Source organism: Enterococcus sp. MMGLQ5-1, from assembly GCF_013155265.1.
Lineage (GTDB): Bacteria > Bacillota > Bacilli > Lactobacillales > Streptococcaceae > MMGLQ5-1.
Genome location: NZ_JABJXU010000002.1, coordinates 280,260 through 291,663, shown reverse-complemented (window position 1 = coordinate 291,663; position 11,404 = coordinate 280,260). Strand labels below are relative to the sequence as shown.

Below are 11,404 nucleotides of genomic sequence, written 5' to 3'. Positions count from 1 at the left end.
CAGAGCAGAGCAGAGCAGAGCAGAGCAGAGCAGAGCAGAGCAGAGCAGAGCAGAGCAGAGCAGAGCAGAGCAGAGCAGAGCAGAGCAGAGCAGAGCAGAGCAGAGCAAGCAGAGTCCGTAACTCTTGGCGATTTCATCGCCCTAGAGGTATGGATGCGTTTGACTGGTCTCTTAGAGCTTCAGCGCTTAGAAACCAACCAAGAACCAGAGCAGAGCAACAATTTGTTGAACTATCTTCTCAAGAGTTTGGTAGCTACGTTAAAAAATATTCTTACGGAAATTTTTTACAAACAGTTGAGATGGGAAAATTAAGAAAAGTACGAGGCTGGCAGATTTATTATTTAGGTGTGAAGGCAGATGGCGATATAATATTAGGTGCGCTCTTAGCTTCAATTAAAATGAGAACAGGTCACTATTTTGAAATTACTGGTGGCCTTATTGGTGATTACACAAATTTGCCAATGGTAACATTTTTTACACATTCACTGGTAGATTTTTGTAAAAAAAGAAAAGGCATTTATTTAGCATTAACACCAGATATTGTTAATCGGATTGATTCAAAAAATCTTGCTAATTGTCAGAAATTAGAAAATGCGTTAATCACAGAAAATAACTTAATATCAGTTGGCTTTAAAAAATTTGATTCAGGAGATAATCCATTCCCCTTTGGATTTCCTAAATATAGCTATATTAAAGACTTATCAGAAATTACGTTAGATAATTTAAAGCATTCATATACTCATAATGGTAAGTATTTTATCAAAAAAGCAAATAATGCCGGGATTACAACTCGAAGATTATCTTATGAAGAATTAGAAAAATTCCATAAAATAACGACCGAAACAGCTAAACGCTGTGACTTTGAGGATAAATCGTTGGATTATTATCAAAAATTTTATCGCTGCTTTGAAGATTCAGCTATCTTTTTAATGGCTTCAATTAATTTTGATACTTATCTCAATAACTTGATTTTAGAGGATACACAGGTAAAAAAGAATAATCTTATCATTAAAGATAAGCTCAGAAAAAATGAGCAGTCGAATAAAATACAAACACGTCTTAAAGAAAATCAAAAGCAATTAGAAGTAGTTAAACAACGCATAATAACTGCTAAGCAATATTTAGAAAAATATGGAAGTGGTGAAATTGATATTTCATGCGGCTTGTTTATTTTTCTGCCGCAAGAAGCAGTTTATTTTTCCAGTGGGACATTAGATGACTTTAGGCAATTCTACGCACCCTATTTAATTCAAGATGAAATGATTAAGGAAAGCTTGAAGCGTGGAATCAAAAGATATAATTTTTACGGATTACTTGGAAAATTTGATGGAACAGATGGTATTTTAAAGTTTAAGTCTCATTTTAATGGGTATATTGAAGAAAAAATTGGTGGTTACACATTAGTCATTTCACCAGTCAGATATTTGATCTTGCGACTAGTTTCCAAAATCTCAACGCTTTTAAAATTAAGTTAAATTAAAAAATCCAATTATAAAAGAAAATTAAATCTTTTATAATTGGATTTCTTGATTTAAAAGCTGATTATCGTTTTTGCTTGCCTGAATTGCGCTTATTACTATTTTGTTTATTTTGAATTTGTTTTGCTGTTTTTTTGGATGGATTAACAGTATTGGTAACATCTTTTGTATTGATGGTTGGCATTTTAGGCGGATTTTTAGCAAATTCCTCATCAATAGACTTTCTAAGTCTAGGCTTAATCACTAAATTAGTAATAAGTGACTGCAGAATACCAAAGAGACCACCGACTACCCAGTAAAGCGTCACACCAGCTGGCGAGCTGATTGAGAAGAAAACAATCATCAAGGGGCTCATAATCAACATTGATTTCATTTGCTTCTTTTGATCCTCTGGAATGCCGATCATTGAAACATAGCCTTGGATTAAGTACATAATCCCTGCGAGCGCTACTAAAATCAGACTTCGTTCACCTAAGTCCTTAATCATCAGGAAGCTAGAGCCACTAATACCTGGTGTATAGCGTGCCGCATAGAATAAAGCAGAGAAGAATGGCATTTGAATTAAAAGTGGTAGACAGCCCATGCCACCTAGCATATTAATCCCATTTTCTTTTTGAACGCGCATTAATTCGGTTTGGGCAGCCATCTTTTCTTCCTGAGTAGCAGCTGTTTTTAATTTATTTTGAAGCGGCTCAAGCACTGGCTTTAAATAATTCATGCGCTCTTGCTGGTAGCTTGATTTGTGCGCTTGATATAGACCAAGCGGTAAAATTAGTAAGCGAACAATGATAGTTACCATGATAATTGCCATGCCGTAGCCTAAATTAACGTCCTTAGCAAAAAATTCAATAACATGACTCATTGGTTCAACTAATAAATTCCAAACCCAGCCCTGTTCAGTTGGTTGGCCATTTTTTGTCTGAACACAACCGCTTAGAGTAAGCAACAAGGTAATTGCGAGCCCTGAAAATAAAATTTGCTTTAATCTTTTCATTAAATTTATCCATCCTTTGAACGCCATTAAATCAACATTAACGGCCATTTTCTTATTTTTTCACATAGTATAAACATACCGTATAATTATAACAGAAACAATCAGACTTTTGTCTGAATTATTAAAAAAATAGGTTTATTTTTGTAAAAGGAAAAGGGAGGAGACAAAAGCCTCATCCCTTTCGTAATATTTGTAACTTACGGGCTTTCTCTCTCAAAAATGTTCAAATAGATATGTCATTCGGTTAGACAGAAAGCGTCTGACTGAATAAGCGAATAACTTGTCTATTCTCAAAGTTTTAATCAGAGAGAGTAAACGCCTTGGTTTTCGATTTTTAGCGAGGTAATTTAGCACCTTTTTCTACGTCATTAAACATCTTTCATTCCAGCTTCTTATTGTGCTTAGGCTGTAAGCTTAGTTTTTACTATCAAGTTTACTTTGAATATTTGCTGCACGTTTTTCCATCTCATCGATTCTTGGCTCACTGGTACGTTGATATTCAGCGAGTTCATCCTTTAATTCTTCAAATATTGGTTTTGCAACCTCATCAATATAGCTTTTAATTTTAGGAATACCTTGCTTTATTTTTTCAGTTTGTTCAAAAATATTTTCTAAATTAGCCTGTAAATCCTCCGCTAATTCATCGACTTCCTTTCGATAAAAATCATCTTTTTTTTCGGTTAATTTCAAGACAAGCGTTGCAGTCACAACGCTGCCAATTGTTGCACCGACTAAAAAACGTTTTAAGCTCATAAATATTCTCCTTTTCTAAGGAGGCTGGAAAAATAGTCCTTGCCCCTTTAATTAACATTTGCAGTGGCTTGATAGGATTTAAAACAAATTTTTAAAGCTAGTCGTTTTTCTGACAAGCGTGTTCAGCACTTTATTTACCATTAATCCGGTCTGCAACTGCCTTTAGTTTTTCAATTGGATATTCGGCAGATCGGTCGGCAAAGCTCATTTTAAATTCATCTGTCTCATCATATCTAGGTAACAAATGAACATGGGTATGGAAAACTGACTGGTAGGCAATTGCTTCGTTGTTATTAACGATATTCATCCCAGTGGCACCTAAGTTATTTTTAATCAAATTAGCAATTTTAGGAATGCGACTGAATAGCTCACTAGCCTCACTTGCTGTCATTTCTAGTAAATTTCGAGAATGCTTTTTAGGAATTACCAAGGTGTGTCCTTCAGTTACCTGAGTAATATCTAGAAATGCGAGAATAAAATCATCCTCGTAGACCTTTACACTTGGAATCTCACCAGCAATAATTTTGCAAAAAATACAATCACTCATAATAACCTCCAGTATTTGTTTATAATAAGTGTAACAAATTTTGCTGATTTTTTCTAATTTTGTTACACTAAGAGAAAAGAAATTAATGAGGCGAGCTATGACATTAGAAATTAATAAATTAACAGGTGGTTATTTAAATTTTCCCGTTTTAAAAGAGGTTACCTTCAATGTAGCAAATGGGGAATTAGTGGGGTTAATTGGGTTAAATGGTGCTGGGAAAAGCACGACCATTAAAGAAATTATTGGTCTATTGACGCCGTATTCAGGTGAAATCAAAATTGACAAGCTCACCTTAAAGGATGACTTAGAGGCCTATCGAAAGAAAATTGGCTTTATTCCAGAGCAGCCTTCACTCTATGAGGAATTGACACTCAAAGAGCATATCGAGGTAACAGCAATGGCTTATGATATTCCAATTGAGCTAGCAATGTCGCGAGCTGAAAAATTGCTTGCTACCTTCCGACTTGAAGATAAATTAGAGTGGTTTCCTGCGGACTTTTCTAAGGGAATGAAGCAGAAGGTAATGATATTATGCGCCTTTTTGACCGAACCAAGTCTTTATATCATTGATGAACCGTTTTTAGGACTGGATCCGTTAGCGATTAATGCCCTGCTTGAGTTAATGCTAGAGATGAAAGCTAAGGGTGCTGCCATTTTAATGAGTACACATATTTTATCAACAGCTGAAAAATTCTGTGATCGCTTTATTGTTTTGCATGAGGGTCATTTAATTGCTGACGGCACGATTGAGGAGCTTAGAGCACAGTTTGGCTTGCCAAATCAGAGCCTAGACGAAATCTATCTGCATTTGACTAAGGTAGGTGGCGCGAGTGCGTGAACTATACCGAAAACGGCATAGAGCTTATCAAAAAGAACTGATAAAATATTCTAAATACATTATTAATGATCATTTTTCGATTGTTTTACTTTTTTTGATTGGCGGATTGTCTTATTATTATGTTCAAATTTTAGAAATGGTTGAGGTTGGCAACCTCTTTGCAAAGCTTGCAATTATGATTGCAATGCTATTGATCCTTCAGTTAGGTAAGTTGAATTTATTGGTTGAAGCAGCAGATATGACTTTCCTGCTAGTGAAAGAAAAGAAGATGAGCATCTATTTTCGTGAAGCCTTAAAGTCATCTATGCTTTTCCCAATTTTAGTTAATTTTCTATTAGTATTAATCATAACACCGCTTTATATTAGGTCAACTGGTTTTCCAGTTTATAGTGTTATTGCATTATTTATATTACAAATTTTTGAAAAAATACTTTTTAATCAATTAAAAATAAATAGCTTTTATCAAAAAAAACAAGCTTTACTTTGGACGTTTTATGCGCAATTAATTGTCTTGATTATTTTTAGTCAATTTATCTCACCAATATTTGTCTTACTTTTTGCCATTGTTATTGCAAGCATTTTACTGAATATAAGTAGTCAGAGTGTAGGGTTATTAAATTGGGAGTTGATTATTAACTATGAAGCCCAGCGTAAACGTCGCGTTTATCAATTTATTTCAATGTTCACTGATGTCCCAAATTTACCAGTAAAAGTCGCTCGCAAAAAATATTTCGATTTTTTATTGAGAGAAAAAGATTACACTACGCAAAAAACCTACCTTTATTTATTTAAGCACGCTTTTTTTAGAAATAATGATTATTTCAATTTAGCTTTACGATTAAATTTAATTAATATTCTAGTTGTATTTTCGGTTAATGATATACGAATCGCAGCGCTTGCAAATTTGGTTATTTTATATTTGATTGGCTTTCAGATGATCCCCTTGTATCGACATTTCGATAATCATGTATTAGCAGCCATCTATCCAGTAGCGCGCAAGTATAAAAGGGTGGCGCTTATTAAAATAATTTTTTCAATTATGACAGTTAGCGCTTTTATTTCTGTTATTTTAGCCTTCATCCATTTTGATTGGCAATTAGTATTATTAAATTTTGTAATTTCACTTATCTTTATCGTTATTTTTTGTCATTTTTATCTACCAAAAAGAATTGATTAATAATTAACCTTGACGATTATTTTCAGTATCGTTAAAATAGAGTAAGTCTGATGTAAAAAAGATGTGAATTGTATTTTTTGAACAATAAAATTTATTTACATTGAATAAGGTGAAAGGGGCATTTGATGGCGTTTCAATTGGATAATAACTGGCAATTAAGCCCAATTCCTGGTGAAACCGGCCAGTCATTTATTGGTATTAAAAACGGTGAACGTGCGTTTATCAAGAAAAATACCACGCCGCTTTTAGCTTCTTTAGCAAAGGAATATATTGCGCCGCGTCTTTTATGGACCAAACGCTTGCCAAATGGCGATATTCTTTCAGCTCAAGAATGGTTAGATGGCAAGATATTATCGGCTGATGAGGTTGTTAATTATATTGAAATTCCAGAAATTCTTTCACAGCTGCATAATTCTTCAACCTTGTTATCAATGTGTCAAAAAATTAATGTTTCAGTTAAGAGCCCTGAAACCATTTATAACGAATTTGTGATGAAGGCTGATTTACGCCTGCTCAATAACCAGTATCTCGTTAAAATTATCGAAGAGCTGCGTGATTTTCCAGAGTTTGATGAGCAGCATTTTTCAGTTATTCACGGTGACGTGAACCATCGAAATTGGGTAATTTCAGGCACGAGAATTTATTTGGTGGATTGGGATAGCGTTTGTATCAGTGACCGCTTAGTTGATATTTCTTATTTATTAACACATTATATTGAAGAGAAATATTGGAAGCACTGGTTTTACGCATATGGTAAGAGCTTAAATCAGTATGTATATAAAGATTTTATTTGGTACGCTCAGATGAATTTTTTAAATTTGATTCATCAATTTTATGAGGAAGAAGATCATTTCAGATTTAACCGAGAGATTGCGTTATTAAAAAAGCTAAGAAGAGAGTGAGGTAGGGTTAAACTTGCCTTGCTTTATTATGTGGGAAAGGAATTTAAAAAATAATGCGCGTTAGAAATCGGAAAGGTGCACCGGAGTATATGGCATCACACCCAGAGATTGTCGTAACTGAGCCAGAAATTTACAAAGGAAAATGGCATGAGCGATTTGGTAATCCCAACCCAATTCATATTGAGGTTGGTAGTGGTAAAGGCCGTTTTATTACCGAAATGGCGAAACGACATCCTGAAATTAATTATATTTCAATTGAAATTCAGCTCAGTGTCCTAAGTCATGTTTTGGACAAGGCTTTGGCGGATGAAATTCCCAATCTTCAGCTATTGCAGGTTGATGGCAGTAGCTTGACCAATTATTTTGCTGATGATGAGATTGATTTAATCTATTTAAATTTTAGTGATCCTTGGCCTAAAAAGAGACACGAAAAGCGTCGTTTAACATCAAGTGCTTTTTTAGAGGTTTTTCAAAAAATTTCTAAAAATCAAGGGGCGCTTTATTTTAAAACTGACAATCAAGTGCTTTTCGAGTATTCACTCGCTAGCTTTTCGCAGTTTGGGATGAAGCTCAAGCAGGTTTGGTTAGATTTACATTCTAGCGATTTTGAGGATAATATTATGACTGAATATGAGGAAAAATTTTCCACTAAAGGACAGCGAATTTATCGGGTTGAAGCCCAGTTTCCGCCTAAATAATTTTAAACCACCTAAACAAATAATTGTTTGGGTGGTTTTTGAATCGTTTCATTATAGAATTTTTTAGTGTGATTAGTATCAATCAATGATATTAATAGTGCTTTTTTATATTCTTTTCTACTCTTTGAAATCCATAATCAGTATTAAAATTAGGATGTACACTTATCAAGCCTGCAAACTTAATAGAAACATTTAAGCTCTTACGATAGTTGTTCCAAAATAATTAGATCAAAAAGCTATTTTGGGGAATGCAACAATATATGATGTTTTTGCTATATTACACCATATAGGAATAATGTTTTTTGTCTATAAATCACTTTTTAGTTAATATGGTAGTCTACAACTCACTCCACTGTGCCTTGTAGTGTATCTCTAAACTCTATTGTATCCGCACCCATTTATCTTACTATTGGACTCTAGTTGCGGTACGTGAGCTGAGATGGAGGTTTATATGACTAAAGCAATTATGCTTTTTTATAATACAGGCATGAATATGAATTTACCGATTATAAAAATGCAAAATGCTGCCAAAGAACAAGGCATTGAAATAAAAATATTTGCTGTTTCGTCTGCACAGCAAATGAAAATATAGAAAGTAAGTCGATAGATATTTTAATGTTTGATCCACAAGTACGATTTTTAGAAAAATAATTTAAAGTAAAAATAGTGCCAAAAGACATGCTGGTAGTTTCAATTAAGATATCAGATGATTAGTTAAACAAGAGAATAGCTTAGAGAAGACGTTATTTTATCTAAGTAAAAACATTAGTGCTTATGCTATAAGTAGCAGTAAGATTAAAATTTTGAACTGCCAAGTGTGTGAATTGACTATTCAGCTAAAAAAAGACTTTTAAATTGATTTCTAATAAGATATAATTTCCATATAGAAACTATATTTGAAAGGAATTATAATGAATTTAAAAACATCCTTAATTGATTTACAGTGTGAGATGGTGGCTGAAAGAACGCTAGTCAATCCCAAAAATATCTCATGGCTACAGTATGATATTTTATATCAATTAGAAAAAGAAGGCGCGATTTTACCCTCAAATTTAAGTATTATTTTAGGAACTTCACGGACAAAATTGTCAAAAGCTTTAAAAGCCTTAAAATCTTTAGGATATATCCAACAGCTACCTAATAAACTAGACGGAAGAGAATTATATACTTCTATCACTGAGGATGGAAAAATATTGCTAACGAATATTTTTACGAATCATATTGTGTTATATCAAACTGCTTTAAAATCATTTGATGAAAGGGAGCAGGAAGAATTTGCGCGTTTAGCAAGCAAACTATCAAATCGTTTAAGAGAGGAGCGAGTAGGAAACGATGAGTGACTTTATCAAGATAAAAAACGCAACAACAAATAATCTTAAGCATGTTTCAGTTAATATCCCAAAGCATAAGATAGTTGCTGTTACAGGCGTTTCAGGCTCAGGGAAATCCTCTTTAGTATTTGATACCATAGCAAGCGAATCACAACGGCTATTAAATGAAACTTATTCTAGCTACATTCAAGATCTGTTACCAAAATACATAAAGCCTGTTGTTGATTCTATCTCTAATCTTCCAGTTTCATTGGTCATTAATCAAAAAAGAATTCAAGGGAATTCTCGGTCAACAGTTGGCACTATTACAGATATTTATTCGAGTTTAAGGCTACTTTATTCTAGAATTGCCGTACCATTTATCGGTTACTCTATGAAATATTCTTTCAATAATCCAGATGGCATGTGCAGGAATTGTAAAGGTTTAGGTGAAGTAAAATCAATTAGCATTGAAAATTTAATTGATTTTGATAAATCCTTAAATGAAAATGCGATTCAATTCCCTACTTTTCAAAAAAATGGTTGGAGATTATCAAGGTATACAGAATCTGGGTTCTTTGATAACGACAAGAAAATATCTGATTACTCAAAGGATGCGCTAGATTTGCTCTTCTATTCCCCTAAAATAAAACCTAGTAACCCTAGTGAAAATTGGCATAAAACAGCTGAATACATTGGATTGATTCCTCGAATAATGGAAAGCTTTGTTAATGTAGAAAGCTCGAAATATAAAAAAGAATTAGATAAAATTTTAACAACGAATATCTGTCCATCATGTCATGGTACTAGATTAAATGATGAGGTATTGAGTGCGAAGATAGCTGGTAAGTCTATTGCAGATTGCTGCAATATGGCTATTACTGATTTATTCGATTTTGTTAATTGTATTGATAATCAAACAGTATCCATTATCATAGATGAATTGAAAACGAAATTAAAAAGCTTATGTACTGTTGGCCTAAATTATCTAACCTTAAACCGTGCTACAAGCACTTTGTCTGGCGGAGAGTCACAAAGAATTAAGATGACAAAATATCTAAATAGCTCGTTATCAGATGTTCTCTATATTTTTGATGAACCGAGCGTGGGCTTGCACCCACAAGATATTAAAGGTATTAATCGTATCTTGCAAGAGATTAAAACCAAGGGAAATTCTGTTTTGTTCGTAGATCATGACCCAGATATTATTAAAATAGCCGATGAAGTAATCAATTTTGGTGAAGGTGCTGGAAAAGACGGAGGCAATCTGACCTTTCAAGGTACTTTTGAAAAATTATTGCATTCTAATACAGTTACTGCCAAAGCATTTTTAAAAGAGCATCATCTTAATACATTGAGAAAAGATTTTTCAAACTACTATAAACTCGAAAATGTTTCAAAAAATAATCTCAAAAATATTTCTATCAGAATTCCTGAAAAAGCTATAACTATAGTGACAGGAGTTGCTGGTTCGGGAAAAAGTACATTAATAAGACACCTTTTTAAAAAGCAATATCCACAATCAACGATTCTGGATCAGAGCTTGCCTCATGCTTCGAGTCGCTCTAATCTTACTACTTATTTAAATATATTCATTGAAATTAGAAAAGTTTTCAGCCGCTCAAATAAGGTGGACATCGCATTTTTTTCGGTAACTGGTAAAGGGGCTTGTCCTGAATGTAAAGGGAAAGGTACAGTTAAGCTTGATTTAGCTTACTTAGGGGCTTCACAACAAATTTGTGAGAAATGCCAAGGAAAGCGATTTAATGAGCAAGCACTCTCCTATTCTTATCGCGGAAAAAATATAAGTGAAATTTTCGATTTGACAGCTCAAGAAGCGATGAATATATTCTATGATAATCCAGTAATCAAACATACCTTAGAATCTATCATACGAGCCAATCTATCGTATATAAAACTTGGACAAACACTTGATTCATTCTCTGGTGGAGAATTGCAAAGATTAAAGATAGCTCAATTATTATCACAAAAATCATCTGAAATCATTATTTTAGACGAACCATCGACGGGTTTGCACGAATCTGATATTGATCATTTAATCGCACTAATTCATGAGCTGGTCATAGCTGGCAATACAATAATTATTTTGGAACATAATTTGTCTATCATCAGTCAGGCCGATTGGATTATTGACCTAGGTCCAAGAGGTGGTAGCTTAGGCGGAAAATTATTATTCCAAGGCTATCCGATTGATTTTATTAAGTGTCAGAAATCCTATACCGCTAGTCATCTAAGGCAATTTATAAAGATTTAAAAAGAAAATGATAGCTGATTAGCACTTTATAGAAGAATGACTTAGCTCAATAAAATTAAGCCTACACAATTTGAAGAATTTAAAAAAGAAAACCAAGGTGTTATAATAACCTACAATTTTATAATATAAAAACAGGCAAGGCTCTCTTCTTCATGTCTCAAATATCGGCAAAGTATACTTTCAGAGTATGCTTTGTCTTTTTGGCTTTACAATCTATTGACTGATGAATATTTTGGTCCATACTTTATTGGTCTAATTTGGGAATTGTTTCTCGGAAACACTGTCGTTTTCATAATAAAATGACAACATTCTGAGGCAAATGTCTTCCGTTCTCGTCTATTTAGTGATTAGTCAATCAATGAGAGAGAGCATCTCAAATTTCATCACCTTGAATTTTTTAGATACTATGGCTTTTTTTCTGACCGTACGGCA

At 33.5% G+C, this 11,404-nt stretch carries 11 protein-coding genes; 8 read left to right on the top strand and 3 right to left on the bottom strand.

Going from position 1 to position 11,404, the window contains the following annotated elements; all coding sequences use genetic code 11:
• Positions 1 to 1,475, top strand: a 1,475-nt coding sequence (locus HOY35_RS04335; protein ID WP_172285813.1) for a peptidoglycan bridge formation glycyltransferase FemA/FemB family protein, incomplete at its 5' end; no start/stop codon positions are given.
• A gap of 67 nt (positions 1,476 to 1,542) precedes the next feature.
• On the opposite strand, the gene yidC is transcribed toward HOY35_RS04335, so the two are convergent.
• From yidC to HOY35_RS04320, 3 genes are all read right to left on the bottom strand, one after another.
• Positions 1,543 to 2,472: a membrane protein insertase YidC gene (yidC, locus tag HOY35_RS04330; RefSeq protein WP_172210573.1), complete on the bottom strand. Its 930-nt coding sequence runs from the start codon at positions 2,470 to 2,472 to the stop codon at positions 1,543 to 1,545.
• Positions 2,473 to 2,886: 414 nt separating this feature from the next.
• Positions 2,887 to 3,225 carry a hypothetical protein gene (locus HOY35_RS04325; protein WP_172210574.1) on the bottom strand — a complete coding sequence of 113 codons (339 nt, stop codon included), beginning with the start codon at positions 3,223 to 3,225 and terminating at the stop codon, positions 2,887 to 2,889.
• 130 nt (positions 3,226 to 3,355) lie between these two features.
• Positions 3,356 to 3,772, bottom strand: a complete 417-nt coding sequence (locus HOY35_RS04320) for an HIT family protein (RefSeq protein WP_172210575.1) — start codon at positions 3,770 to 3,772, stop codon at positions 3,356 to 3,358.
• A 97-nt stretch (positions 3,773 to 3,869) separates the two neighbouring features.
• Between HOY35_RS04320 and HOY35_RS04315 the strand changes: the two genes are divergently transcribed.
• The 7 genes from HOY35_RS04315 to HOY35_RS04285 all read left to right on the top strand — a co-directional run bounded on the left by HOY35_RS04315 (position 3,870) and on the right by HOY35_RS04285 (position 10,972).
• On the top strand, positions 3,870 to 4,610 hold the full coding sequence (locus HOY35_RS04315; protein ID WP_172210576.1) for an ABC transporter ATP-binding protein: 741 nt from the start codon (positions 3,870 to 3,872) through the stop codon (positions 4,608 to 4,610).
• Positions 4,603 to 5,787 (top strand): ABC transporter permease, encoded by a 1,185-nt coding sequence (locus HOY35_RS04310; protein WP_172210577.1) that lies wholly within the window; start codon positions 4,603 to 4,605, stop codon positions 5,785 to 5,787. Before HOY35_RS04315 ends, HOY35_RS04310 begins: the two co-directional genes overlap by 8 nt.
• Positions 5,788 to 5,912: 125 nt before the next feature.
• Positions 5,913 to 6,689, top strand: coding sequence for a phosphotransferase family protein (locus HOY35_RS04305; protein WP_172210578.1), 777 nt, complete (start codon positions 5,913 to 5,915; stop codon positions 6,687 to 6,689).
• Positions 6,690 to 6,742: 53 nt separating this feature from the next.
• Positions 6,743 to 7,387: a tRNA (guanosine(46)-N7)-methyltransferase TrmB gene (trmB, locus tag HOY35_RS04300; protein ID WP_172210579.1), complete on the top strand. Its 645-nt coding sequence runs from the start codon at positions 6,743 to 6,745 to the stop codon at positions 7,385 to 7,387.
• Between the two features lie 451 nt (positions 7,388 to 7,838).
• On the top strand, positions 7,839 to 7,979 hold the full coding sequence (locus HOY35_RS04295; protein ID WP_172210580.1) for a hypothetical protein: 141 nt from the start codon (positions 7,839 to 7,841) through the stop codon (positions 7,977 to 7,979).
• A 319-nt stretch (positions 7,980 to 8,298) separates the two neighbouring features.
• On the top strand, positions 8,299 to 8,727 hold the full coding sequence (locus tag HOY35_RS04290; protein ID WP_172210581.1) for a MarR family winged helix-turn-helix transcriptional regulator: 429 nt from the start codon (positions 8,299 to 8,301) through the stop codon (positions 8,725 to 8,727).
• Positions 8,720 to 10,972, top strand: coding sequence for an excinuclease ABC subunit UvrA (locus tag HOY35_RS04285; protein ID WP_172210582.1), 2,253 nt, complete (start codon positions 8,720 to 8,722; stop codon positions 10,970 to 10,972). Before HOY35_RS04290 ends, HOY35_RS04285 begins: the two co-directional genes overlap by 8 nt.
• Positions 10,973 to 11,404 lie beyond the last annotated feature (432 nt).